The organism is Mesorhizobium sp. M0768, assembly GCF_040320195.1.
Taxonomy (GTDB): domain Bacteria; phylum Pseudomonadota; class Alphaproteobacteria; order Rhizobiales; family Rhizobiaceae; genus Mesorhizobium.
In genome coordinates this window covers 130,392-155,851 of the sequence record NZ_JAMYPD010000002.1, presented here as the reverse complement: position 1 = coordinate 155,851, position 25,460 = coordinate 130,392, and the positions used below count along the sequence as shown (strand labels likewise).

The 25,460-nt window shown below is 64.6% G+C and carries 22 protein-coding genes and 1 tRNA gene; 10 read left to right on the top strand and 13 right to left on the bottom strand.

The window, feature by feature from the left end:
• Positions 1–23 precede the first annotated feature (23 nt).
• The 11 genes from NKI08_RS03090 to NKI08_RS03040 all read right to left on the bottom strand — a co-directional run bounded on the left by NKI08_RS03090 (position 24) and on the right by NKI08_RS03040 (position 12,015).
• Positions 24–836 carry an enoyl-CoA hydratase family protein gene (locus NKI08_RS03090; RefSeq protein WP_023676833.1) on the bottom strand — a complete coding sequence of 271 codons (813 nt, stop codon included), beginning with the start codon at positions 834–836 and terminating at the stop codon, positions 24–26.
• Complete coding sequence (locus NKI08_RS03085) at positions 833–1,303, bottom strand: MarR family winged helix-turn-helix transcriptional regulator (protein ID WP_023676834.1); 471 nt, start codon at positions 1,301–1,303, stop codon at positions 833–835. The genes NKI08_RS03090 and NKI08_RS03085 overlap by 4 nt, the downstream gene beginning before the upstream one ends.
• A complete protein-coding gene (locus NKI08_RS03080) occupies positions 1,297–2,070 on the bottom strand; it encodes an SDR family NAD(P)-dependent oxidoreductase (protein WP_352767135.1) in 774 nt (257 codons plus the stop codon). Before NKI08_RS03080 ends, NKI08_RS03085 begins: the two co-directional genes overlap by 7 nt.
• The gene (locus tag NKI08_RS03075) at positions 2,067–4,361 is read right to left on the bottom strand and encodes a bifunctional salicylyl-CoA 5-hydroxylase/oxidoreductase (protein WP_352767133.1); all 2,295 of its coding nucleotides are present in this window, start codon (positions 4,359–4,361) and stop codon (positions 2,067–2,069) included. Before NKI08_RS03075 ends, NKI08_RS03080 begins: the two co-directional genes overlap by 4 nt.
• 143 nt (positions 4,362–4,504) lie before the next feature.
• Positions 4,505–5,104 (bottom strand): VOC family protein, encoded by a 600-nt coding sequence (locus NKI08_RS03070; protein WP_352470010.1) that lies wholly within the window; start codon positions 5,102–5,104, stop codon positions 4,505–4,507.
• A 79-nt stretch (positions 5,105–5,183) separates the two neighbouring features.
• Positions 5,184–6,014, bottom strand: coding sequence for an ATP-binding cassette domain-containing protein (locus tag NKI08_RS03065; protein ID WP_352767131.1), 831 nt, complete (start codon positions 6,012–6,014; stop codon positions 5,184–5,186).
• Positions 6,007–6,897 (bottom strand): ABC transporter ATP-binding protein, encoded by an 891-nt coding sequence (locus NKI08_RS03060; protein ID WP_352767129.1) that lies wholly within the window; start codon positions 6,895–6,897, stop codon positions 6,007–6,009. The genes NKI08_RS03065 and NKI08_RS03060 overlap by 8 nt, the downstream gene beginning before the upstream one ends.
• Positions 6,894–7,742: an ABC transporter permease gene (locus NKI08_RS03055; RefSeq protein ID WP_352540476.1), complete on the bottom strand. Its 849-nt coding sequence runs from the start codon at positions 7,740–7,742 to the stop codon at positions 6,894–6,896. Before NKI08_RS03055 ends, NKI08_RS03060 begins: the two co-directional genes overlap by 4 nt.
• The gene (locus tag NKI08_RS03050; protein ID WP_352540477.1) at positions 7,735–8,742 is read right to left on the bottom strand and encodes an ABC transporter permease; all 1,008 of its coding nucleotides are present in this window, start codon (positions 8,740–8,742) and stop codon (positions 7,735–7,737) included. Before NKI08_RS03050 ends, NKI08_RS03055 begins: the two co-directional genes overlap by 8 nt.
• A gap of 64 nt (positions 8,743–8,806) precedes the next feature.
• Positions 8,807–10,333, bottom strand: coding sequence for an ABC transporter substrate-binding protein (locus tag NKI08_RS03045; protein ID WP_352767126.1), 1,527 nt, complete (start codon positions 10,331–10,333; stop codon positions 8,807–8,809).
• A 107-nt stretch (positions 10,334–10,440) separates the two neighbouring features.
• Positions 10,441–12,015: a phytoene desaturase family protein gene (locus NKI08_RS03040; protein WP_352540479.1), complete on the bottom strand. Its 1,575-nt coding sequence runs from the start codon at positions 12,013–12,015 to the stop codon at positions 10,441–10,443.
• A 117-nt stretch (positions 12,016–12,132) separates the two neighbouring features.
• Between NKI08_RS03040 and NKI08_RS03035 the strand changes: the two genes are divergently transcribed.
• The 5 genes from NKI08_RS03035 to NKI08_RS03015 all read left to right on the top strand — a co-directional run bounded on the left by NKI08_RS03035 (position 12,133) and on the right by NKI08_RS03015 (position 18,899).
• Entirely contained in the window at positions 12,133–12,924 is a 792-nt protein-coding gene (locus NKI08_RS03035) for a cyclase family protein (RefSeq protein ID WP_352767124.1), read from the top strand.
• A 146-nt stretch (positions 12,925–13,070) separates the two neighbouring features.
• Positions 13,071–14,642, top strand: coding sequence for a phytoene desaturase family protein (locus NKI08_RS03030; protein WP_352767122.1), 1,572 nt, complete (start codon positions 13,071–13,073; stop codon positions 14,640–14,642).
• Positions 14,642–15,121, top strand: coding sequence for a MarR family winged helix-turn-helix transcriptional regulator (locus NKI08_RS03025; protein WP_352767120.1), 480 nt, complete (start codon positions 14,642–14,644; stop codon positions 15,119–15,121). The genes NKI08_RS03030 and NKI08_RS03025 overlap by 1 nt, the downstream gene beginning before the upstream one ends.
• Before the next feature lie 42 nt (positions 15,122–15,163).
• Entirely contained in the window at positions 15,164–17,317 is a 2,154-nt protein-coding gene (locus NKI08_RS03020; RefSeq protein WP_352767118.1) for a thiamine pyrophosphate-dependent enzyme, read from the top strand.
• A complete protein-coding gene (locus NKI08_RS03015) occupies positions 17,310–18,899 on the top strand; it encodes an indolepyruvate oxidoreductase subunit beta family protein (protein ID WP_352767116.1) in 1,590 nt (529 codons plus the stop codon). Before NKI08_RS03020 ends, NKI08_RS03015 begins: the two co-directional genes overlap by 8 nt.
• 26 nt (positions 18,900–18,925) lie before the next feature.
• Here NKI08_RS03015 and NKI08_RS03010 read toward each other — a convergent pair whose 3' ends face one another.
• Positions 18,926–19,096 (bottom strand): hypothetical protein, encoded by a 171-nt coding sequence (locus NKI08_RS03010; RefSeq protein ID WP_352681299.1) that lies wholly within the window; start codon positions 19,094–19,096, stop codon positions 18,926–18,928.
• Between the two features lie 367 nt (positions 19,097–19,463).
• Between NKI08_RS03010 and NKI08_RS03005 the strand changes: the two genes are divergently transcribed.
• The 4 genes from NKI08_RS03005 (at position 19,464) to NKI08_RS02990 (ending at position 23,787) form a co-directional block, all read left to right on the top strand.
• Entirely contained in the window at positions 19,464–19,727 is a 264-nt protein-coding gene (locus NKI08_RS03005; protein WP_352767113.1) for an ATP-binding protein, read from the top strand.
• Positions 19,721–22,111 carry an ATP-binding protein gene (locus NKI08_RS03000; RefSeq protein ID WP_352767111.1) on the top strand — a complete coding sequence of 797 codons (2,391 nt, stop codon included), beginning with the start codon at positions 19,721–19,723 and terminating at the stop codon, positions 22,109–22,111. Before NKI08_RS03005 ends, NKI08_RS03000 begins: the two co-directional genes overlap by 7 nt.
• Before the next feature lie 319 nt (positions 22,112–22,430).
• Complete coding sequence (locus tag NKI08_RS02995) at positions 22,431–23,057, top strand: hypothetical protein (RefSeq protein WP_352470024.1); 627 nt, start codon at positions 22,431–22,433, stop codon at positions 23,055–23,057.
• A 109-nt stretch (positions 23,058–23,166) separates the two neighbouring features.
• A complete protein-coding gene (locus NKI08_RS02990; RefSeq protein WP_352767109.1) occupies positions 23,167–23,787 on the top strand; it encodes a LysE family translocator in 621 nt (206 codons plus the stop codon).
• A gap of 35 nt (positions 23,788–23,822) precedes the next feature.
• On the opposite strand, the gene NKI08_RS02985 is transcribed toward NKI08_RS02990, so the two are convergent.
• Positions 23,823–23,898: transfer RNA gene (locus tag NKI08_RS02985), tRNA-Thr, on the bottom strand.
• Between the two features lie 354 nt (positions 23,899–24,252).
• Between NKI08_RS02985 and NKI08_RS02980 the strand changes: the two genes are divergently transcribed.
• Complete coding sequence (locus tag NKI08_RS02980; RefSeq protein ID WP_352767107.1) at positions 24,253–25,404, top strand: hypothetical protein; 1,152 nt, start codon at positions 24,253–24,255, stop codon at positions 25,402–25,404.
• Positions 25,405–25,460: the final 56 nt, after the last annotated feature.

The window sequence follows — 25,460 nt, the reverse complement described above, 5'->3', positions numbered from 1 at the left end:
CCGCCAGCGTGGAAGCGATCATCTCAATTTCCCTCGAACACCGGCTTCTCCTTAGCCACGAAAGCCGTGTACGCCCGCTCGAAATCGCGGGTCTGCATGCAGATCGCCTGCGCCTGCGCTTCCGCTTCGATCGCCTGGTCGAGACCCATCGACCATTCCTGGTTCAGCTGCGTCTTGGTCATGCCATGGGCGAAGGTCGGGCCGGAAACGATGCGCGCGGCCATGTCGAGCGCGTCGGCCTCAAGCGTTGCGGTATCGACCAGCCGGTTGTAGAAGCCCCAGCGCTCGCCTTCCTCGGCACTCATCGTGCGGCCGGTATAGAGCAGCTCGGCGGCGCGGCCCTGGCCAATGATGCGCGGCAGGATCGCGCAGGCGCCCATGTCGCAGCCGGCAAGGCCTACGCGGGTGAACAGGAATGCTGTCTTGGCCTGGGGCGTGGCGATGCGGATATCGGAGGCCATGGCGATAATCGCGCCGGCGCCGACCGCCACGCCATCGACCGCCGCAATAATCGGCTTGCCGCAATTCAGCATCGCCTTGACGAAATCGCCCGTCATGCGGGTGAAGGCGAGCAGCGCCTTCATGTCCATCTTGACCAGTGGGCCGATGATTTCGTGGACATCGCCGCCCGAGCAGAAATTGCCGCCATTGGGCAGGACCACCACAGCATCGACATCATCGGCGTAGACAAGGTCGCGAAATATGTCGCGCAATTCGGCATAGCTGTCGAAGGTCAGCGGGTTCTTGCGCTCCGGTCGATCGAGCCGGATCTTTGCGATCTTGCCTTCGACCTGCCAGAGGAAATGCTTCGGCTTGCGGCCGGCCAGCTTCGTCATTCCCGTCCCTCCCAATTGCTGCGGAAGGAGGTCAGCATGCCGGTCAGCCGGCGCGCCTCATCCTCGCTCACATTGCCCAGCAACTCGCCGACCCATTTCTCATGCGCGGCGGCGATCACGGCGAAAATCTTCGATCCCTCTTCTGTCAGCCGCACCATCGAGGTGCGGCGGTCGCCATTGCGTCGGGCCCGCATCACCAACCCTTCCGAGACCAGCCGGTCGATGATGCCGGTGACATTGCCGTTGGACACCAGCAGGAAGCGCGAAAGATCGCTCATCAGCATGCCCTCCGGCGCGCGGTAGAGCGCGGCCATCACGTCGAAGCGTGGCAGCGTTGTGTTGAACTCTTGCCGCAGTCGTTCGCGCAGCTCGGCCTCGATGGTGCGCGAGGCGCGCAGCAGGCGTATCCACAGCCGCAGGCGGTCCTTGCCGGGTCCGGACGGGGCGGGCAGGGGACCGGCTACCATGTCTCACCTCCGGAGATCGAAATCGTCTGTCCGGTAATCGACCGGGCGGCGTCGCCACACAGATAAAGTACCGCGGCCGCAATTTCTTCCGGCTGGATGAAGCGGCCTTGCGGGTTGGTCGCGGCTAGGCTCGTCCGTGCCTGCTCGGACGAGCGGCCGGTCGTTTGGACAATGCGTTGGACGGTGCTCTCCAGCATCTCGGTTTCGACAAACCCTGGGCACACGGCATTCACTGTTATGCCGGACTTGGCGGTCTCGACGGCGAGTGCCCGCATCAGGCCGACGACGCCATGCTTGGCGGCAACGTAAGCTGCGACATAGGGATAGCCTTTCAGTCCGGCGGTGGAAGCGACGAAGATGATACGGCCAGTCTTGCGCACTGCCATGCCGGCCAACGCCGGCTTCACCGTCAGGAACGCACCGGTCAAGTTGACGTCGAGCGTGCGCTGCCAGTCTGCCAGCGAGGTCCGCTGCGCCGGGGCACTGCCGGACATGCCGGCATTGGCAACGACGATGTCGAACGCTCCGCGTGCCGCTTCCGCGGCCTCGTAGAGCGACGCCATCGACGTCTCGTCGGTGACGTCGGCGGCAATGGCGAAGATGGACTTGTTCTCCGCGGCGACCTCGGCAAGCGGCTCCACGCGCCGGCCGCAGATGGTCACGTCAACGCCCGCGCCGGCCAGCGCCAGCGCGATCGCGCGGCCGACGCCAGAGCCGCCGCCGGTGACCAGCGCATGACGCCCCGAAATCGTCGCCGCGGCACTCATATTTTCAAGCCCGCTGCCGCTTCGCGTTCGGCCACCCGGTAGAGCTGGTCGCGGCCGGGCAGATAGGGATCCGGCCATTTGACGCCGCGATCGCCAAGCGTGACGGCCGCGTGCAGCGTCCAATACGGATCGGCAAGATGCGGCCTAGCCAGTGCCACGAGATCGGCGCGGCCCGCCATCAGGATCGAGTTGACGTGGTCCGGCTCATAGATATTGCCGACCGCCATCGTCGCCATGCCGACCTCGTTGCGGATGCGATCGGAAAACGGCGTCTGGAACATGCGGCCATAGACCGGTCTTGCCACGGCCGACGTCTGGCCGGCCGATACGTCGCAGATGTCTACGCCGGCCTCATGCAGCAGCCGCGCGATCTCTACGGCATCGGCCGGCGTCACGCCTTCGATGCCCAGCCAGTCATTGGCGGAGATGCGCATCGAGATCGGCTTCTCGGCCGGCCACGCGGCGCGCACCGCATGAAAGATTTCCAAGGGGTAGCGCATGCGGTTTTCCAGCGAGCCGCCATAGGAGTCGGTGCGCCGGTTGGTCAAGGGCGTGATGAAGGAGGACAGGAGATAGCCGTGCGCGGCGTGGATTTCGAGCATGTCGAAGCCGCAGCGCGCCGCCATCTCGGCCGAAGCGACAAACTGGCCGCGCACCATATCCATGTCGGCGCGGTCCATTGCCTTCGGCACCTGGTTTTCCCGCGACCACGGCACGGAAGACGCTGCCATGACGGGCCAATTGCCTGAGGGCAGCGGCACGTCGGTTCCCTGCCAGCCGAGCCTGGTCGACCCCTTTGCACCGGAATGGCCGATCTGGGCGCAGATCTTGGCCTCGGTTTCGGCATGGACGAACTCGACCAGCCGCTTCCAGGCGACCTCATGCTCGGGCGCATAGAAACCGGGGCAGCCAGGCGTGATGCGGCCCTCCGCGCTGACGCACGTCATCTCGATGTAGAGGAGACCGGCGCCGCCCTTGGCCCGTTCGGCGTAATGGGCGAAATGCCAATCGGTCGGACAGCCGTCGACCGCCTTGTACTGCGCCATCGGCGAGACGACGACGCGGTTCTGCAGCGCCATGCCGCGCAGCCGGAACGGCGCGAACATCGGCGCGCGACGCAGATTGTTGCCCCCGGCGCCGGCCCGGCGCTGGAACCACTCCTCGGCGCCGGCCAGCCATTCGGCATCGCGCAGCCGCAAATTTTCGTGACTGATGCGTTGCGAACGCGTCAGCAGCGAATAGTTGAACTGCACCGGATCGAGGCCGAGATAGCGCTCGACCTCCTCGAACCATTCGAGCGAATTGCGCGCCGCCGACTGCAGCTTCAGCACTTCGGTGCGGCGGGCGTCCTCATATTTGCTAAAGGCGGCCTCGAGGTCTGGCTCGGACTCGACATAGTCGGCCAGCGCCACCGCGCTTTCCAGCGCCAGCTTGGTGCCGGAACCGATCGAGAAATGCGCGCTCGCCGCCGCGTCGCCCATCAGCGCCAGGTTCTTGTAGGACCAGCGTTCGCACAAGACGCGCGGGAAATTGATCCACGCCGAGCCGCGGATATGATTGGCGTTGGTCATCAGCGCGTGGCCGCCGAGATGACGGGCAAAGATGCGCTCGCAGACGGCAATCGATTCCTGCTGCGACATCGCGCCGAAGCCGAAGCGCTGCCAGGTCTGCTCGCTGCATTCGACGATGAAGGTCGCGGTATCGCTGTCGAACTGGTAGGCATGCGCCCACACCCAGCCATGCTCGGTCTTTTCGAAGATGAAGGTGAAGGCGTCGTCGAATTTCTGGTGGGTGCCGAGCCAGACGAACTTGCATCTACGAATGTCGATATCGGGCTTGAACACGTCGACGAAGGTGCTCCGCGCTTTCGAGTTCAACCCGTCGGCGGCGACAACCAGGTCGTGCGTCTCCATATATGGCTTGGGATCGGCGATGTCGGTTTCGAAGACCAGCTTGACGCCGAGTTCGCGCGCGCGCCGCTGCAGCAATGTGAGCAGCCGCTTGCGGCCAATGCCGCAAAAGCCGTGACCGGTCGAGACCGTGCGCACGCCGTCATGGATGACGGCGATATCGTCCCAATAGGCGAAATGCTTGCGGATCCAGACGGCGCTGACCGGGTCGTTTTTGGTCAGGTTCTCCAGCGTTTCGGCCGACAGCACGACGCCCCAGCCAAACGTGTCATCGGCACGGTTGCGCTCGAACACCGTGACCTCATGCGCGGCATCCCTGAGCTTCAGCGAGATTGCAAAGTAGAGCCCGGCTGGTCCGCCGCCGAGAACCGCAACTTTCATCGTGCGATCTCCTCTTCGCTTCTGTTTGTCGAGTTTACGCCTGAGACGGATTAATTCAAGCTTGAAGTTTCAGGATTGAAACAATCCGCCCCAGAAACCCAGCTTGCCGGCAGTCGGCTTGCGCAGGCCAGGGACGCCCCGGGCTATTTTTCCGGGTTCTTCGGGCTCCACAGCACCGTCTCCGCATCTTTTTCATAAGCCATGCCATTGGGATAGCTGATCGCTTCCAACTGCAAGCCCCAGGGCGCCTGGAAGTAGAGGATGGTCTGGCCGGCGGCCGGGCCTTCGGTAACCGGCAGCGGCCCCATCCGCGTCTTGACGCCCTTGCCGTCAAGATAGGCTTTTGCGGCGGCGATGTCGTCGACATAGAAGGCGATATGGAAGCCGCCTATGTCGCTGTTGCGAGGCGTCAGGTCCTTCTGGTCCGGCGCGGTGTATTTGAACAGCTCGATGTTCGACCCGTGTCCGCAGCGGACCAGGATGATCTCCTCAATCACCGCCTTGGGATCGACGCCCAGCAGATCTTGCATGAATGTGCCCTTGTCGTCGGCGAACGGGCCGAACGACATCGCCTTCTTGCAGCCAACCACCTCGGTGAAGAAATCGACCGCCTGCTCCATGTCGGGGACGGTGACGCCGGTGTGGTCGTGGCCACGCATGCCGGGAATGGAACTGGCGTAAGCCGTGCCGATGCCTCCCAGCACGGTGGCGGTGAGCACTGCGTAGCGGATTGCATTCTTCATGTCAGTCATCCTCCATCGCGGGACATTTTGCCGGGTGCACGCCTGAGGCCCGCTCTTTAGCGTGCGAATAGGAATGTGTTCATGCCAGCGCCTTTGGGGCGGGAAGCAGCCAGGCGTCATCGATCTCAGGCAGCGGAATGGCGGCGAGGAGGTCGCGCGTGTAAGCCTGCTGCGGCTGCTCGAACAAAGTATCCGTCGCACTGGCTTCGACGATCGCGCCTTCGCGCATGACGATCACTTGCCGGCAGAGCCGCCGGATCACCGACAGGTCATGGCTGATGAAGGCAACGGTCAGGCCCATTTCGGCGGCGAGTTTTTCCAGCAGCGTCAGGATCTGTGCCTGCGTCGACACGTCGAGGCCTGAGACGATTTCGTCGGCCAGCACGAATTTCGGCGACAGCGCCAGCGCGCGGGCAATGCCGACGCGCTGGCGCTGGCCGCCCGACAATTCATGACGATAGCGGCTGGCGAAGCCTTGCGGCAGGCCGACGCGCTGCAACGCCTCCGCGGCACGATCCCTGAGATTGTCGCCAAGCCCGTTCTGCTTGAGCGGTGCTGCGATGATGCTGAAGATGGTGCGGCGCGGGTTGAGCGACGACATCGGATCCTGGAAGATCATCTGCAGATTGCGGCGCAGCGGCCGGAGCTCGGCCTCAGGCAGGTGTGTGATGTCGCGGCCGTCGAAGATGACCTTGCCGGCGCTCGGCTCCAGAAGCCGCACTAAGGCGCGGCCAAGCGTCGATTTGCCGGAGCCGGATTCGCCGACGATGCCGGTCACCGATCCCTTTGGCAGGTCGAAATCCAGCCCTTTCAGGATCTCGGCCAAGGGCGCGCGGCCGATCAGCGGCTTGCGCGTCATGTCGGGCAGCGCGACCTTCAGCCCACGCACGGAAAACAGCGGCTCAGCCATGCGGGCGCCTCCAGGCCTGATCGGCGGCGGCGATCTCCGCGGCTAGCCCGGCCAGTACCGCCTCGTCCACGGGTTTCAGCGAAGCGAAGGGATCGGTGTAGCGCGGAGTCGCGGCCATCAGCGCTCGCGTGTAGGGGTGCTGCGGGGCAGCGAAGAGAGCGGCCGTTTCGGCCTCCTCCACCACCTTGCCGGCATAGAGCACCGAGACCTTCTGGCTGATCTTGGCGACGACGCCGAGATCATGGGTAACGAACAGGATCGCCGTGCCGTGCTCGCGCTGCAGCTGCGCGATCAGCCGCAGGATCTGCTTCTGCACCGTCACGTCGAGCGCCGTGGTCGGCTCGTCGGCGACGATCAGCCTTGGTTCGGCCGCAAACGCCGCGGCGATCAGCACGCGCTGGCGCATGCCGCCGGACAGCTCGTGCGGATAGCATTTGAGGACACGCTCGGGGTCGCGGATCTGCACCTCGTCCAGCAATCGGCGGATGCGTGCATCGGCCTTCTCGCCGCTCCAGCCGAGGATGCGCACCAGCCGGTCGGTCATCTGCGGGCCGATGCGGCGTGACGGGTTGAGCGCGGTAAGCGGATCCTGCGGGATCAACGCCGTGCGCGCGCCGATCAGCGTGCGCCTTGCCTTTGGCTGAAGCTTGCCGAGGTCCTCGCCCTCGAGCAGCATATCGCCTTCGACGATGCGCACGCTCGAAGGCAGGACGCCAAGCACCGCCTTGCCGATCATCGTCTTGCCGGCGCCGCTCTCGCCGACCAGCGCGCGCACCTCGCCGGGCTCGACGGCGAGCGACACCGAGCGCAGCACGCGCAAGCCATTAGGCAGCACCGCGCTAAGGCTGCGTATGTCGAGGCAGGGTTTCGCCTGCGCGTTCATCGCAGCACCGGATCGAAACGTGCCCTGAGGCCCTCGCCAAACTGGCTGAACGACAGCACCGTCAGGATCAGGGTGACCAGCGGGAACACCAGCACCCACCAGGCCTGATGGATCGACAGGCGACCCTCGGCGATGATGCCGCCCCAGGTCGGGTCGTCGGTCGAGATCGACAGATTGACGAAGGACAGGATCGCCTCGACGATGACGGCAATGCCCATCTCCAGCGACAGCAGCGCGACGATCGACGGCACCACATTGGGCAGCACTTCGCGCAGCATGATGCCGATGCGGCCGTAGCCTGCGATGCGGGCGTTCTCGACATAGTCCATGCGCGACTGGCCCATCGTCTCGGCGCGGATCACCCGGCAGAAGCGCGTCCAGTCGATGACGGCAATGGCAATGATAACCGAGCTCAAGCCGGTGCCGAGCACGGCGACCAGAAGGATGGCAAACAGCACCGGCGGAAACGCCATCCAGACATCGACGATACGTGAGATGATGCGGTCGGCCCAGCCGCCGAAATAGCCGGCGATCAGGCCGAGCGTCGAGCCGACCAGGCAGGCGGCAAAGGCTGCCGCGAAGGCGACGATGAAGGCGATACGGGCACCGAAGATCAGCCGTGACAGAAGATCGCGGCCGAGGCTGTCGGTGCCGAGCCAGTAGCCGGGCTCGGCGCCATCAATCCAGAAAGGCGGCAGCCGCTCCAGCATCAAATCCTGCGCCAGCGGGTCCTGCGGTGCGACCAACGGCGCAAAAATCGCGGCCAGCAGCGCAATCAGCAGCCAGCCGCCGGCCAGCCACAGGCGTGCCCGCGAGCCATGTCTCGAAATGCGGGCCTCATCCATGGCGCAGCCTCGGATTGAGCAGGGCGTACATCATGTCGACGGCAAGGTTGATCAGCACGAACAGCAGCGCGAAGACCAGCACGATGCCCTGGATCAGCGGCAGGTCGCGGTTGATGACGGCATCGATCGCCATGTTGCCGAGACCTTCATAGGAAAACAGTCGTTCGACGATGACCGTGCCGCCGATGAGAAAGGTGAACTGCACGCCGACCAGCGTCAGCGTCGGCAGGGCCGCGTTCTTCAGCGCCTCGCGCAGGATGACCTGCGTTTCCGAAAAGCCCTTTACCCGCGCCAGCACGACGTAGTCGAGGTCGAGCACTTCCTTCAGCGACTGTTTCAGCAGCTGCGAGATGATCGCGGCCAGCGGCAGCGCCAGCGCAATCGCCGGCATCAGCATGTGTGCCAGCAGGTCCCTGGTCAGGTCGAAGCGCAGCCGGACGATGCTTTCGAACAGATAGAATTGCGTGGCGAAGGGCAGGTCGAGCTGCGGCGACACCCGGCCAGAAATGTCGAAGATGGGCACCAGCACGCCAAACAGAAGGATCAGCACCAGGCCCCACAGGAAATCGGGAATCGAGAGTGCCGCACCGCTGGCAATGTCGATGCCGGCTTCGACCGCGGTGCCGCGTTCGCGCGCGCCGAGGATCGCCGTCGTGCCGCCGATCGCCAGCGCCATCACAAGCGCGACGATCGCGAGTTCCAGCGTCGCCGGCAGGCGGTTGAAGACCAGGCCCAGAACATCCTGCCGGAGCGAAATCGAAGTGCCGAAATCGCCCCTGACGACACCTGCCAGCCAGATGAAAAATTGCTGGACGATGGTCTTGTCCAGCCCGTAAAGCGCGCGCAGACGCGCGATGTCGGCATCGGTTGCACCGGGCGGCAGCATCATCGCGATCGGATCGCCTGGCGCGACACGGATGACGACGAAGACGACGACGGCCACGCCGAACAGCGTGATCGCCATCGTCAGAAGACGGATCAGGAATCTTTGCAGCAGCATGGTCGCCCGTGGCGGAAAATGCGCGCCGTCATTCCGGACGGCGCGCGACAAGCCGAAGACTGTCTCAGGCCGGGCTCATCAGCGCCGGCAGAAGTGCGCCCGACACATGCTGCACGACATTGACGCCCTTGGCATGCACGATCGGCTGCGCATACTGGATCAGCGGCAGCACATACGCCTGTTCGGCGATGTATTTGTCGACGGCCTTCCAGCCGGCAATGCGCTTGGCCTCGTCCTTCTCGCCCCACAGCGGGTTGATCATGTCGATCAGATCCTGACTGTCCCACACCGAATGCGGGCTCGGGCCATACATGGCAAAACCGGTCGAGGTGGTCGGGTCGCCGATGGCGTTGCCCCAATTGTAGAAGGCCGCCGGCGCCAGCTTGTCGGCGGCGCGCAGCTCGTAGTGCTTGGCGATCTCGTAGACCTCGATGGTCGCCTCGATGCCGACCTTGCGCCACATGCCGACGATCGCCTGGATCATCTCGTAGTCCTTGGGCTTGAAGCCCTTGGTCGTCTGTATCGTGAACTTGACCGGCTTTTCCGGCGAATAGCCGGAGGCGGCCAGCAGTTCCTTGGCCTTGTCCGGATTGTGCTCCATCTTGATCGACGCATCGTAGGCCGCGTATTCCGGCGTCTCCAGCGTATCGATGGGCTGGCCGTAACCGCGCAGCAGCCGGTCGACCAAAAGCTTTTTGTCGACGGCCATCACCGCTGCCTGGCGCACGTTGTTGTCCAGCATCACGTCGATGTCGTTGAAGAAGATCATGCCGATGTCGGAAACGTTCTTGCATGAGCCGGCAAGTCCATCCTTGGCGATCAGGCGGTCATATTCCTCATAGGGGATTTCCAGCGTCACCTGCGAGGAACCGGACTCGATCTCGGCGACGCGGCTCGCCGCATCGGTGACGAACTTGATGGTTACGTTCTCGAAGGCCGGCTTGCCGCCCCAGTAGTTCGGGTTGGCCTTGAGCCGCAGGAAGGCGTTGCGCTCGAATTTGTCGACCATGTAGGGCCCGGTGCCGATCGGGGCTTTCTCAAAACCCTCGGCGCCGACCTTTTCGTAATAGGCCTTCGGCATGATGTAGCCGGTCAGGAACGACATCCACTTGAAATACACCGGGTCGAATTGCACGACGTCGCCGGTGATCTTGTTGCCGTCGATCTTGAAGTTGTTGACGTTCTTCCAGACGAACTGGATCGGGTTGCCGGTTTTTTCATCGCCCGCCCGCTGCAGCGACCAGACCACGTCTTCGGCCGTGAATGGCGAGCCGTCATGCCAGGTGACGCCCTCGCGCACCGTCATCATGATCTTGCTGCGACCCTCGTTCCAGCCCCATTCGGTGAGCAGGCCGGGCGCGAAAGAAAGATCCGGCTTCTGCGGGATGAACTGGTCGAACACCGACTGGTACAGACCCTGGATGGTCGGGTTGACCGCTGAAGGCCCGGTGGTCGGGTCCCAGGACGGCAAATTGACATTGTAGGCGATGGTCAGTTCGCCGGCAGCCCTGGCGATTTGCGGCAGGCCGAGCGCCGTGGCGCCAAGTGCGGCCGCGCCATATCCGAGCAATTCTCGTCTGTTGATTGTCATGGTCGTTCCCCTGTTGCTTTTATGCGCGGTGTCGTTGTCAATCGGTGGGTTCAGGCTCCTTGGGCAACCGCGCCTTGTCCTCCTTCACCCTAGATGAAAAATGGAGCCTACCTCCCGCCAAGTTGTTGCGCGAGCATGAAGCCCGACGCCGCCCCGGTGCCGGCGCCGGGCCATGTTGCCGCCCCGGTCAGGTGCAGATTGCCGACCGGCGTGTTCCAGCCAGCGTAACCGCGCGCCGGCCGGAACAGGAAATTCTGCGCCAGATGATGGCTGCCGCAGATCTGGTCGCCGCCGACAAGGTTCGGGTTCTCGCGTTCGAGGTCGATGGGCGAGAACACGGCGCGGCCGAGGATCTTCCGACGAAGGCCGGGCGCATAGCGCTCGATAATGTCGAGGACGCGCTCGGCGTAGTGCTCCCTAGCCTCGTCCCAGTGAGCCACCGCGATCGTGCCCGCCGCATCGCCTGCAATCTCGGCTGGCAGCATGCGCACCTGCACCCAAAGTACGTGCTTGCCGTCCGGCGCGCGCGAGGGATCGACGGCCGTCGGCTGGCCGACGACCAGCACCGGTTCGTCCGGCAGCACCCCTGACATCGCCTGCTGATAGGTCCAGGACATGGCATCGAGCGACGGCGACAGATGCACATAGGCGAACTGCCGAAGCTCGGCACCGGCGCGCCAGTCCGGCAGGTCGTCGAGCGCCAGATGGATCATCAACGTCCCCGGCGCGTGGCGGAATTTTTTCACGGCCGTGTCGAAGCCGGTGTCGCCGGATCCGTTAGGCAACAGTTTCCCGGTCAGCGCCTTGGGCGCGACACCGGCGATGACGGCCTTGGTGGCGGTGTGGGTCTCGCCGGAAGTGAGCCGCACGCCGGTCGCTTTGCCGGCCGAAACCGTGATCTCGGCGACATCAGCCCCAGTGACGATCTTGCCGCCGGCGGCCGTGAGCATGCCCGACAAAGCGCGGATAATCGTGTCGGCGCCGCCTCTGCCGAGCACCATGCCGAAGCACTGGTTGGCCATGGATTCGAGGTAAGGGAACACCGCGCCGCCGGCGATGTCAGGCGCGAAATCGAGATGCATGCCCCAGGTGGCCAGCGTCGCCCTGACATGCGGTGACTCGAAAGTATCCTCGAGCCAGGCGCGGGGTGACGAAAGCAGCAACCGACCTGTATCGAGCGCGCCGGCAAAACCCTTCTTGCGCCAGAGGTTCCAGGCGGTGCCGGCGAGCGCACGGCCGCTCATCGGCGAGCCCAGCAGCCGGAACAGATGCTCGGCCTCCGCCGGGAATGCCGCAACCAGACGGCGCCATGTCTGTGCGTCGGCGTCGGAAAAAGCGGCCATGCGCGAGGCGGTCACTTCCAGGTCGCTGCTGACGCCGAACCAGCGACCGTCGGGGAAGGCGCTGGCAAAACAGTCGGCCACCGGCACGAATTCCAGCCCGTGGGTTTTCAATTCATTTGCATATTTCTTGTGAAAGGCCGAGCCGGCGAACAGGCTGAGATTCATCGCGCCGAAATCGTGCCGGAAGCCCGGAAGCGTCAATTCGCGCGTCTGAACGGCGCCGCCGATCGTTGCATTACGCTCGAAAACTGCGGTTTTCCAGCCTTTGAGCGCCAGATGCGCGGCGCATGCCAGACTGTTGTGGCCTGCCCCGACAAATATGGCGTCGAACTCGCTCACGCCCCGTCCCATTTCCTTTATGCTTAAAGATAATTGCAGATGCATATGTTTTCGTCTAGTAGGATATTAAGGGCCGCGAGAGCCTTCAGCACCATCGAGAAAGAGGGAACAGAGAGCATGGACACACAACAACTTTTAGGCGAAGTCGCCGGCCAGCTGCTTTCAGGCGCCATTCAGGTGGTCGACCTGACGGCGCCGCTCGGGCCCGACACACCGCTGATCAAGCTGCCGCCGGAACTGGCGGTCGACACGCCGAAGATCGAGATCCACGCCATCTCCGCCTATGACAAGAACGGTCCGTGGTGGGCGTGGAACTGGCTCAAGCTCGGGGAGCATTCGGGCACGCATTTCGACGCGCCCAACCACTGGATCACCGGCAAGGATTATCCGGACGGCGCCACCGACACCATTCCGGCGCAGAACTTCGTCGGACCCGTCAACGTCATCGACTGTTCCAGGCAAGCGGCAGCCGATCACGATTTCCTGCTCACCGTCGATCACATCAAGGCATGGGAAGCCGAACATGGCGCTATCAACCCCGGCGAGTGGGTGGTGATGCGCACCGACTGGTATAAGCGCAACGGCTCGGAAGCCGAGTTCCTCAACGCCAATGAGACCGGACCGCACACGCCTGGCCCGACCGCCGAAGCCATCCAGTATCTGATTAGCAAGGACATCAAGGGCTGGGGCAGCGAGACGATCGGCACGGATGCTGGAAAAGCAGGGGGAATGGAGCCGCCGTTCCCGGCGCATAGCCTGATGCACAAGGCTAACCGCTACGGTCTCGCCAGCCTTTGCAACCTCGACCGGCTGCCGCCGAAAGGCGCGATCCTGATCGCGGCGCCGCTCAAGATCGAGCACGGCACCGGCAGCCCGATCCGCGCGTTGGCGTTGGTGCCAAGGCAATAGGGTAGCTGCGGTCTTCGTAGCTGCGGTCTTCGGGAGAAGATCATGTGCGGAAGTGGCACTGTGGTGACGGAGTGGGAGCGGCAGCCTTGCAAAGCTGCGGCTCTACGGCGCCGTAGAGCGCCAATCTCTGCTAGGAGCACGCATCGATGAGCGCTCCCGATCACATCGTCGTCGGCAGCGGCATCAACGCGCTGGTCTGCTCGGCGATGCTTGGCGGCAAGGGGGCGAAGGTGCTGGTGCTCGAGCGCAACGACCGCATCGGCGGCTGCATGCGCACCGAAGAAATCACCGCGCCCGGCTTCATCCACGACGTGATGGCGACGACCTTTGTCCTGTTCATCACCTCGCCGGCCTATGCGGCGCTGGGCAAGGATCTGGCGCGGCACGGCCTGGAGTTTTGCAACAGCTCCACGCCGACCGGTGTGCTGCGCCCGGACGGCAGCCATGCCGTCCTGCGCACCGATCGTATCGCCAATGTAGCGGCGATCAATGCGCTTGCCGCGGGCGACGGCGACCGGCACGCAAACGATGTCGGCGAGATCGAGCGCAACGCCGGTCTGCTGTTCGGACTGCTCGGTGGCAGCCTGTGGTCCTACCCGACGGCCAGGCTGCTGGCGGGTGAAGCCTGGCGGCGCGGCCCGCGTGGCCTTGCCGCCTTTCTCGGCAGCGCGCTGGTGCCGGCGCGCGGTTGGCTGGAAAGCACCTACCAGTCGGAAACGATGCGCGCGCTGTGGGCGCCCTGGGTGCTGCATGCCGGCCTCGGGCCTGAGGACGCGTTCTCCGGCCAGATCGCCAAGGTCATCGCCTTCGCGCTTGAGGCGGCCGGCGCGCCGATCGTCAAGGGCGGTGCCAGGAATCTGCTGGCCGCCTTCGAGGCCCTGATCAGGGAACGTGGCGGCGAAATCCGCACCGGCGCCGACGTCGCGGCTATTGTCCAAAGCGGAGGCCGCGCCGCCGGCGTGCGGCTGGCTTCGGGCGAAACGATCAACGTGAACAAGAGCGTCATCTGCTCGGTCACGCCGACCCAGCTCTACGAGCGGCTGCTCGGCGACGCGGCGCCGAAAGCAGACGTCGAGGCAGCGCAAAAATACCGCTACGGCAAGGGCAATTTCCAGATCCACTATGCCTTGGACAAGCCGCCGGCATGGCGCGGCGAGGGCCTGGACAAGGTCGCGCTGCTGCATCTGACGCCGGGGCTCGACGGCGTCTCGAAGGCCTGCAACGAAGCCGTGCGCGGCATGCTGCCGGAGGTGCCGACCATGTGCATCGGCCAGCCGCACGCGCTCGACCCATCGCGCTGCCCGGACGGCAAGGCGGTCCTGTGGCTGCAACTGCCCGAGGCGCCACGGCATATCAAGGGCGATGCCGCCGGCAAACTGCAAACACCGGCAGACGGTCGCTGGACCGAGGCGCTGCGCGAAGCCTATGCCGACCGTGCCGAAGCGATCCTTGCCAGCCATATCGATGGGTTCAAGGACAGCGTCATCGCACGCCGCGCCTGTTCGCCGGCCGACCTGGAAGCGATGAACATCAATCTGGTCGGCGGCGACCCCTATGGCGGTTACTCGGCTATCGACCAGTCGTTTCTGTGGCGGCCGTTCAAGACGAGCCGCAATCACGCCACCGGGGTCAGGGGTCTCTACCACATCGGTGCCTCGACCCATCCGGGTGCTGGCTTGGGCGGCGGCTCCGGCTTTCTCCTGGCGGGGAGGCTGTGATGGAACAGAAGGTTGAAAAGCGCCAGCGCATCTCGACTTTGGGCCAGATCGGCCTGCAGCAATTCGCGCCCTATCTGATGAACCGTATCATGGGCCGCTACAACGCCACCTTGCGTGACAATTTCCGCAAGCAGGGTCTGACCATTCCGCAGGTGCGCACGCTGGCTGTGTTGTCGGTCACCGATGGCGTCACCGTCAACGATCTCTCGGTCTATACCGTCATCGAGCAGTCGACCTTGAGCCGCACGCTCGACACGCTGGAGGGGCAAGGGTTTGTGCGGCGCGAGCAGGGGGTCACCGACAGCCGTATCCGCCATGTGTTCCTGACCGACGATGGCCGCGCCGAGTTCGCGCGCGCCTGGCCGGCCATGCACAACGCTTTCGAGGCAATGTTCGACGATGTCGACGATGCCGAATACGCGGCGCTGATCGCGACATTGCAGAAGATGCTGAAGAACATTCGCAAGCACGACATCTGATCTTACGCGCCGCCATCGGGGCGGTAACGGAAGGAGCCCAAAATGGCCGAACGGTCTTTTGCCAAGGAAGTCGAAAAGCTCAGGCTCGGCGCCGGCGAGGAGTTTTCCGGCGAAGGTATTCTCGCCATCACCAAGGCGCTGCTGCAATGCGGCGTAGGCTATGTCGGCGGCTATCAGGGCGCGCCGATCAGCCATTTGATGGACGTGCTGGCCGACGCGCAGGATATCCTGGGCGAGCTCGGCGTGCATTTCGAGGCGAGCGCCTCGGAGGCGACCGCCACCGCTATGCTTGCGGCATCCGTGCATTATCCTATCCGCGGCGCGGCGACCTTCAAGTCGACGGTCGGCACCAATGTCGCCTCCGACGCGCTCGCCAATCTCGCTTCCGGCGGCGTCACCGGCGGTGCATTGATCATCGTCGGCGAGGATTACGGCGAAGGCTCCTCGATCATGCAGGAGCGCAGCCACGCCTTTGCCATGAAGAGCCAGGTCTGGCTGCTCGACCCGCGACCGAACCTGCCGTCGATCGTCAAGGCGGTGGAGGACGGCTTCGAGCTGTCCGAGGTTTCCAACACGCCGGTCATGCTGCAGGTCCGTATTCGCTGCTGCCATGTCCACGGCCATTTCATCGCCAAGGACAATAAGCGCCCGGCAATGACTGTGGCCGATGCGCTCGAGGCGCCGCGCCGCGACACCGGCCGCATCGTGCTGCCGCCCGCGTCCTTCCTGCACGAGAAGGAAAAGGTGCAGAAACGCTGGCCGGCGGCGGTGGATTTCATCCGCGCCAACAAGATCAACGAGTTTTTCGGCCCGGAGCATGGCTCGGTCGGCATCGTCATGCAGGGCGGCATGTACAATTCGGTCATCCGGGCGCTGCAGCGGCTCGGCCTCGCCGACACTTATGGCGACACCGACGTGCCGCTCTATGTGCTGAACGCCGTATACCCGCTGGTCGATGACGAGTTCCTGTCCTTCTGCGAAGGCAAGGACGCCGTTCTCGTCGTCGAGGAAGGCCAGCCCAACTACATCGAACAGGCCTTTGCCGCGATGCTGCACAAGGCCGGCCGCGGCACCAGGCTCGTCGGCAAGGAACATCTGCCTACGGCCGGCGAATATACCGGCCAGGTGATGCTCGACGGCATCGGATCGTTCCTGCGTGCCACCATCCCGCATCTGCTGCCAAGCGAGGTCCGCGCGCCGAACAAGATCGGCGACGGGCTCGACACCGCCGACCTGATCAACGTCGTCCCGGGCCGGCCGCCCGGCTTCTGCGTCGGCTGCCCGGAGCGGCCGATCTTCGCCGCCACCAAGCTGGTCGAGCAGGAGCTGGGCAAGCACCACATCGCCTCCGACATTGGCTGCCATCTGTTCTCGATCATGCCGCCTTTCGAGCTAGGTGCCACTACCATGGGCTACGGGCTGGGGCCGGCCTCGGCTTCGGCGTTCAATTCGCCCGATGCCAAGCGCCGCTCGATCTCCTTCGTCGGCGACGGCGGCTTCTGGCACAACGGCCTGACCTCCTCGGTCGGCAATGCCGTGTTCAACAAGAATGACGGCGTCATCGTCATCGTCGACAATTTCTATTCGGCCGCGACCGGAGGGCAGGACATCCTGTCGTCCCGCGCCGGCAACAAGACCAAGTCGACCAAGCACCCGATCACCGAGGCGGTGAAGGGCATGGGCGTCAAATGGCTGCGCCACATCGACCGCACCTACGACGTAACCAGAATGCAAGACACGCTGCGCGAGGCGCTGACGACGGACGAGAAGGGCCCGAAAGTCATTGTCGCATCGTCCGAATGCATGCTCAACCGGCAGCGCCGCGAAAAGCCGCTGGTCGACAAGGCGATCAAGGGCGGGACGCGCATAGTCAAGCCGAAATTCGGTGTCGACGAAGATATCTGCACCGGCGACCATGCCTGCATGCGGCTGTCCGGCTGTCCGTCGCTTTCGGTGAAGTCGCTCGACGATCCGTTGCGCGACGATCCGGTGGCGCATATCGACCAAAGCTGCGTCGGTTGCGGCAATTGCGGCGAGGTCGCCGATGCGGCGGTACTCTGCCCGTCCTTCTACCGCGCCGATGTCGTCCACAATCCGAGCCGCTGGGACCGTTTCCTTGAAGCCGCGCGTCGCGCCATGATCGGTCTCTTGCAGCGGCGCCGTGAAAACCGGCGCCTGACATTCGCCGATGCTTGACGCCGTGCCCTCATCGCGCTCGAAAGCCGGCGCCCCCGAAGACGAGCGCGTCATCAAGCTTGCCGTGCTGGCGGTCGGCGGCCAGGGCGGTGGCGTGCTGGCCGACTGGATCACCGACGTCGCCGAGCGCAACGGCTACGTCGCGCAATCGACCTCCGTTGCCGGCGTTGCCCAGCGCACCGGCGCCACCATCTATTATGTCGAAATGTGCCGCGACACCGGCCGCCTGCCGGTCTTCGCGCTGTCGCCGTCGCAGGGCGACGTCGACATCCTGATTGCCGCCGAACTGATGGAGGCCGGCCGCGCCATCATCCGCGGCTTCGTCACGCCCGAGCGCACCACGCTGATCGCCTCGTCGCACCGCATCGCCGCGGTCTCGGAGAAGATCGAGCCCGGCGACGGCCGCGCCTCGTCCTCCAAGGTGCATGCCACGGCGGAAGCCGCGGCCAAGCGCTTCATTGCCTTCGACATGGAGAAGATCGCCGCCGACAATGGCTCGATGATCTCGGCCAGCCTGCTCGGCGCGCTGGCCGGCTCCGACGCCTTGCCGTTCAGTCGCGAAAGCTATGAGCAGGCGGTCAGTGCCGGCGGCCGTGGTGTCAAGGCCAGCCTAGCCGCCTTCGGCGCCGCCTACGATCGGGCGCGCGGCATCGCGAGTGCGCCTTCGGGCGACAAGACTGCAGGGCCGGCGGCCGCCGAAACCGGCTTAGCCGCGACGACAAAAGTCAGCGGTCCGGAAAGCCTGTTAAAAGGCTGGCAATCGCTGGCCGCCCGGGTCGATGCTTTGCCGGCTCCGGTCCGCGACATGGCGCTTCGCGGCCTGAAAAAAGTGGTTGACTATCAGGACGTTGCTTATGGCGGCGAGTATCTCGATAGGCTCGACAAGGCCGTCGCTCTGGACGATGTCGAACACGCCTACGCGCTGTCGATCGCCGCCGCCAAGCATCTGGCCAACGCCATGTGCTACGACGACATGATCCGCGTCGCCGACCTGAAGACGCGCTCTAGCCGCGACCGACGCGTACGCCGCGAGGTCGGCGTCAGGGACGGCTCGGTCCTGCAGGTGACCGAATATTTCCATCCGCGCATCGAGGAATTCTGCGGCACGCTGCCGGCCGGGCTCGGCAGCTACATCGAGGACCGGCCGAAGCTCGCCGCCTTTCTCGACCGCCGCATCAATCGCGGCCGCCGCATCCGCACCGACAGTTTCGCCGGCTTTGCCGCTTTGTGGTTCATCGCCGGCCTGCGCCGCTGGCGCCGCCGCCTGCTGCGCCACAAGGCCGAGACCGCGCATCTCGAGCGCTGGTATGCGCTGGCGCTGGGCCAAGTCGGCCAGGACTACGCGCTTGGTACGGAGATCCTCAACTGCCGCCGGCTGATCAAGGGTTACAGCGACACCCACGCCCGCGCCCAGTCGAAATTCGACCGGGTGCTGTCGGCGCTCGACCAGCTCAAGGGCCGCCCGGACGCCGCAGACTGGATCCGGCGCCTGCGCGAAGCGGCGCTGAAGGACGAAAAGGGCGACATGCTCGACGGCGCGCTGAAGACTGTGGCGTCGCTGGGCGACAATCCGGTGAGCTGAGGCGCTCGTTCAACCCCGGCTGCAACTCAGTCTGGCGCCCATTTCGCCTTCGACGCGGCAGTCTGCACGGTGATTCTGAGGCCGATGATCTCGGCGATCGCGGCTTCCAGCACCAGAATGATCGTTTCCTTTCCCACATCGTCGAAATTTTCGGCGACATAGCTCAGGTCGCTCAGGATGTCGTCTTCCTCTTCCATGATTTTCTCCCCCTGTTGAACGTCAGGCCGGAACAGCCGACGATGAGATGGGCTTGGGGCTGGATCTATGGAACGCGTTTCTTTCGCCACTGTCACCAAGGAAGTGAAGGCTATCCTGTCCGCTTCGCCAGGCCTGCCGACGGCTTGCAGCCGTGGCGGTCTGCCTGTTCTGTGGCCTTCGTGCCTACGGCAGCAGCAAACATATCTGCTCCAGGACAAATGACGCCCGGTTCCGAGCGGCTATTTGCCAAACATCCCCGGCCATGTGAAACGACTGTGTTGCACTCATTGCCTGCTGTTGTACCTTCAATATTCTGGAGGCGCGGGCTTGATGCTGCTTGAGCGAGAGGACCCACTTGGAGCTTTGTTGGCCGCGGCCGAGAGAGCTGCTGCCGGACATGGCGGGACCGTGCTGGTGCACGGCGAGGCGGGCCTGGGCAAGACCTCTCTGCTGCGCGAATTCGCGGAAAACGCGGACCGGGACTGCCGGGTGCTGTGGGGCTGGTGCGAGGCGCTCTTCACGCCGCGCCCATTGGGCCCTCTCCAGGACATGGCGCACTTGCTCGACCCGCGCGTGGCGGCGCTGCTTGAGGAGACCGCTGCGCCGGAGCGGCTTTCCCGGCATTGCTGAATGCGCTGCAGCGCGCCAAGGGCACGACCGTGCTCATCTTCGAGGACATGCATTGGGCGGACAATGCGACGCTCGACCTCGTAAGATATCTCGGGCGCCGCGTCTCCCTGCTCCGCACCATGCTGGTGCTGAGCATGCGCAGAGAGGATTTGAACGCCGATCACCCGCTGACCCACGTGCTCGGCGATCTTCCCGCCGCCTCGGTACGCCGCGTGACGCTTAGACCGCTGTCTCCCCAGGCGGTGACAATGCTGGCCGAACAGGCCGGCCGCTCCGCCGATGGGCTTTATCGCATTACCGAGGGCAATCCCTTCTTCGTTACCGAGCTCCTGTCCAGCAGCGAGACCGAATCGGCGCGTGTGCCCGATTCCATACGCGACGCGGTGTGGTCGCGCCTGTCGCGCCTGACGCCGGGAGAGCGCGACGTCCTGGAGGTCATGAGCATCATGCCGGGCAGCGTTGAGCCGTGGCTGATCCGGGCCCTTCTCGGGGCCGAGGCCGAAGTGCTCGTCGATCGATGTGTCGTGCGCGGATTGCTGCGGCGGGACGACCAGGGCGCGCTGACATTTCGTCACGAGCTTGCCAGGGAAGCGACGCTCGACCGGCTCTCCCCCTCTGTGCAACGCTCGCTCCATGCGAAGGTCGAAGCGGCACTCTCGGAAGTTCCGGCCTCGCAGGCAAGCGCTCTGCTTTCGCGCCGCGTGCACCACGCCGGCGGCGCCGACAATGGCGAACGCGTGCTCGAACTTGCGCCGCTCGCCGCCAGCCAAGCCGCGCGCCTGGGGGCGCATCGGGAGGCGGCCTCGCATCTGGCGACCGCACTCAGATATGTCGACCAGGCCCCGCCGGAGCTGGCCGCGCAGCTCCATGAGGACTGGGCATACGAGGCCGGGTTGGCGCTGCTTGTCTATGACGCCATCATCGAGGCCCGGCATCGCGCCATCGCTATCTGGCGGCAGCTGGGCCGGATCGACAAGGTAGGCCTTAATCTACGCTGGCTGTCGCGGCTGCACTGGCGGCGCGGCGAAGGCCCGCAGGCGGAGGAATATGCGGACCAGGCCGTGCGTGAGGTGGAAAGCCTGCCGCCCGGTCCCGAGGTGGCAATGGCCTACAGCACGCGCTCGCAGCTCCACATGCTGCACTATCGTTTCGATGAGGCGATCGAATGGGGCGAGCGCGCGATCAGTCTGGCTGATCGGCTGGGCGAGGTCGAGACGCGTGTTCACGCCCTCAACAATGTCGGAACCGCGCTCATGTTTGCCAACCGCCCCGGCGGCGTTGAGCGGCTGGAGGAAAGCCTTGCCCTGGCGCTCGAGCACGGGCTCCACGACCATGCGGCGCGGGCCTATACGAACTTTGCGGAATGCGCGGTGGTGGCCAAGGACTTCGAGCTGGCGGAGCGGCTGCTGGCCGAAGGCATCGCATTCTGCACCAGGCACGACCTCGATTCGGCGGCGCAATACCTGCTCGGCCGGCAGGCGCAGCTTTGCATGGAACAGGGCCGGTTTCGCGAGGCCGCAACCATCGCTCAGGGCGTCATGAATGTGGAACGCCTGCCGATGGTGATGCACTTGCCGGCGCTCACCGTGCTTGGCACGGTCCGCGTAAGGCTGGGCGAGACCGACGGCGTCGACCTTTTGCAGCGCGCGCTTGTGGAGGGCCAGACGACCGGCGAGCCGCAGCGTATCGTCCCGGTTCGCCTGGCGCTGGCGGAGGCGGCCTGGCTTGCCGAGGATGTCGGCGCCAGCCACGCGCAGCTTACCGAGCTGGCGGCTATGAACCTCGACAATTTCCGCCCCCGGGACCTTGGCGAATTGTCGGTCTGGTGGCGTCGATGCGGAATGCCCGGGTCGCTGCCGGCGCAATCGGCGCCGATTCCCTCGCCCTGGTCCGCCGAGCTTCTCGGCGATCCGCAGACCGCCGCGGCGGAGTGGACGCGTTTGTCGCTGCCCTATGAGGCAGCGCTTTCCCTCATGCAGGTTCGTGGGGCGGATGCGGGGGCGGCGCTCGCTCGCGCCGTGGCGATGCTCGACCAGATCGACGCGCCCGCGGCCGGGGCGCTCGCGCGCAAGCTTGCGCAGCGTCAGGGCCTGTCAGGCCTGCTGCCGAAGGTGCAGCGCGGACCCTATGCGGCAGCTCGCCGCCATCCACTCGGCCTGACACGGCACGAGCAGAAGGTGCTCGCCCTGATCGCCCAGGGCATCAGCAACAAGGAGGTCGCGCGACATCTGTCGCGCTCGCCCCGCACGATCGAGCATCACGTCTCCTCGCTGCTCGGCAAGCTCAATGCCGCAAACCGCATGGACATCCTCCTGCGCCTGCGAGGCGAGCCGTGGCTGTTGACGGGCACCCATCCGCTGGAACCGCACCAGACTGGATCATGATCCCAGCCGATTCTGTCGAGATGGAACAGGCTCTGGGTAGTTCCCACAGCAAAATTTCCGCGAAAACTGGGAAATCGACCGCCTAAAAATGGGTGGCGGTACCGATTTGCACGCCCGCCGCTCCGCGTAGGCTTCTGCTCGCAGCGTGGATGGACCTCCCAACACCACGACGCCTTCACGATCCGGGGGAGAAGGCGGGCAACGGCGGCGGAACGGGGGCCGCCGCCGGCGTCCGTCGCTGGGGCGGATCGTACCAGGAGCAGGGAAGATGTCGGCAAGCGAAAAAGCGGATGCCCAGCGGCGCTGGCCAGGACAACGATTGGCACAAGCGGTCGCGGTGCGGCTTTCAGGACCCGGAGGCTGTTATATTGCCGGTAATGTGCTGGGCCTCGGCATGGCCATGTTCATGCAGATTCGGTTGGCGCTAACCGAGGCGAGCAGCACTTTCGCCGCGCCTCTAATGTTCGGCCACGACCTCGCCGGCGGCTGGAACTCACTGGCGCTGCTGGTGGCGAGCGCCATCTTCTTGCGCAGCGGCGAGGAGTATCATCGCGCCCTCAGCAACGGACATCTCGACCCGTCGGTAATACAGCGCGCAGATTTTCTGTCCGGCACCGGGTCATTGGTGCTCGGGTCAAGTCTGCTGCTCGTCGGCAATCCAATCCTGGTCGTGACATCGGGGTTGCTCCATGCCGTGGGCAAGTTCGGCAGTGCCTTCAGGCTCGGCGCGCATGGCGCGGTGCTCTTCGGCCTCAAAATGCCGGAGCTCTTCCGCCTTTCGGTACTGCTCAGCCGCTTTCCGGCAATTATCGTCACCGCGACCGAAGTCGCCCGCGTCATTGCTGACGCTCGCACCGATCAGATCCAGGCTATCGCAATCCCTGCGACGCTTCTCGTCTGTTACCTGCTTTGGGCACGCGGGGATATTCTTCTATTTGGAAAGTAAATCTGAAAACATCTAAGCATTTTCGCGTCGCATGGTGAGAAACAGGGAGTGGGAGCGCGACGGTGATTCTTCTCTAATCTGTAATCGGCGCAGCAAACGGGAGACTGGCATGTCAAGTTCGCTTATTCTGTCGACGGCGATGCTGCAATTCCTGGCGGCATATACGGTGATCATGATCACGCCAGGCCCTATTGGCCTCGCGACCGGCAGCCTTGCCTCCTTGCACGGCTTTGGCAGGACGATCCCGCTGGTGGCCGGGATCGGCGCCGGTACCGCCGTGCTGGCGGTCCTGGTGGCGTTTGGCGCCGTTCATCTTTCCGGGTCGCTGTCGGTGCCGGCGGTCAAGATCGCCGGTGCGGCCGTCCTTGGCTGGATGGCCCTGCGCATCGCCAGAACGGCGCCGCCGGCCATCGGCGAAGCGCCTCGGCAGGCCGGATTGTTTGCCGGAGGGTTTCTCATCAGCATTCTCTCGCCTGAAACCGCCACTTTCTTCGCCGTCGCCTTCATGGGGCTGATGCTGCCGATCCGGACCTCGAACGAGATGCTGATGGTCGCGGCCATCGTCGCCATCATCGACATAGGCTGGTACGGATTCCTGGCCGTCGCGCTTTCGCGTCCGCTCGTGCGCGCTGCCGCGGTGCGGCATCATCGCGTCATCTGTCGGGCGGCGGGGATCGTGCTGGCAATGCTCGCCCTCGTCTCGGCGGCGTCAGCTTTTCCACTCGGCTGAGCGCTGGTTGAAGCAGGCGCGCGGGATAGGCCGTTTGGTGCCGCTTAGGTGACTCGAACACCTGACCCCATCATTACGAATGATGTGCTCTACCAACTGAGCTAAAGCGGCCCGGGAAGCCGAGCTTCCAAGATGGGCTGCGTGATAGACGCAACCGGCCGCGAATTCAAGATGGCAGTCGCGATTTCAGGACGAGGCAATTCGTGCCGCCTCCGGCCGGGCGCAAGGGCAGCCGCCGCGCGGATCTACCATTGGCCGCGTGATGCCGTATCGGCAGGCCGTCCCGTCCGCCACGTTGGCGGTGGCGGGAAAATCAGCGAAAAATGTTGATTCCTTTACCGAAAACCGCCGAAATGAGCTTTGTGCCCCTCGGCAAGGCAGAATGCGGCCGCTCGCTTGTTGATTGATTGGTCGCCTGCGGCTAACGATCATGGCAATGTGAGTGAAATTGCAGAGGGAATTCGCTTGGACGCGATCGAAAAAGCGATCCGCAATGCCTTCGAGAAAGGCAATGCCGACGACCGGGCGTTTCGCGAGCGGGTCTATCGATCGGCTTTCGCGGCACTCGACCGTGCCCTGCAGGCCAATCCAAACGTCACCGTGGAAGTCGCCATCAAGCGGCGCAAGGCGGTCCAGGCGAAGATCACCGAAATCGAATCGGAATTCCTGCCGGCGGTTGCCGACGTCGCCGCGCCGACCGACAGTTTGGAGGCAGCACCGGAGGTGGAGCCCCCGGCCGAAGCTGAAGCCGCGCCGTCGCCCGATGTCGTCGTTGACGGTCCGGCGCAGCCGCCCGAATCCGATGCGCCGCGGTCGCGCGTCCTGCCGGTCGTTCCCGACATCATGCCCGATGCGCCTGTTGCCGAGGCGCCGGTGATCGACATGGGGGCCTCGGTTCCGACCGAAGCCGACGCCGAAACCGACGACGCGGAAGTGACGCCCGACCGCGACGACCGGCGGGCGAGGCGGCGGCGCCTGCCCTTGACCGCGATCTTCTTCGGTGTGACGCTGCTCGCAGCCGCCGGCATCGGCCTTTATTTCGCCAACCAGACCGGCGTCTTCAAATCGGCGACCGAGCTCGACACGGCGCCGCCGGAAGCGCCGCCAACGGTCGACGGCGATGATTTCACGCCGGACGACACCGCTTCGCCGCCGAAGCAGGGCGAGGCGGACCAGGCGCACGACTGGATCAACGTCTTTTCGCCGGGTGACCCGACGCAGGTCAATGCACCGTCGGACACCAAGGCCGACGTCATCCAGGACGAAAGCGGTTCCTTCCTGCGCATCCGCTCGGGGGCATCCGGCTCGGCCATCAGCTTCGACGTCGGACAAGGCGTGCTGGAAAAACTGGCCGGCAAGCATGCCACATTCGACATCATCGCGCGCTCCGAGGAGGGCCAGGAGACGCAGATTTCCGTCGATTGCAATTTCGGCGAACTCGGCGACTGCGGCCGCAAGCGCTATGCCGTCGGTCGCGAGCGCAATGAATATCTGTTCGACGTGCGCTTTCCCAACAAGCGTCCGGGCGCTGCCGGCACCATCGCCATTAATTCCGACTTCGACAAGCAGGGCAAGTCGGTCGACATCTACGAGATCCGCGTTTCTGTCGTTCCCTAAAGCACGTCGCGTTCCGGCCTCATGCGACGCGCTTCAGGTTCTTGTTTTGATGCATG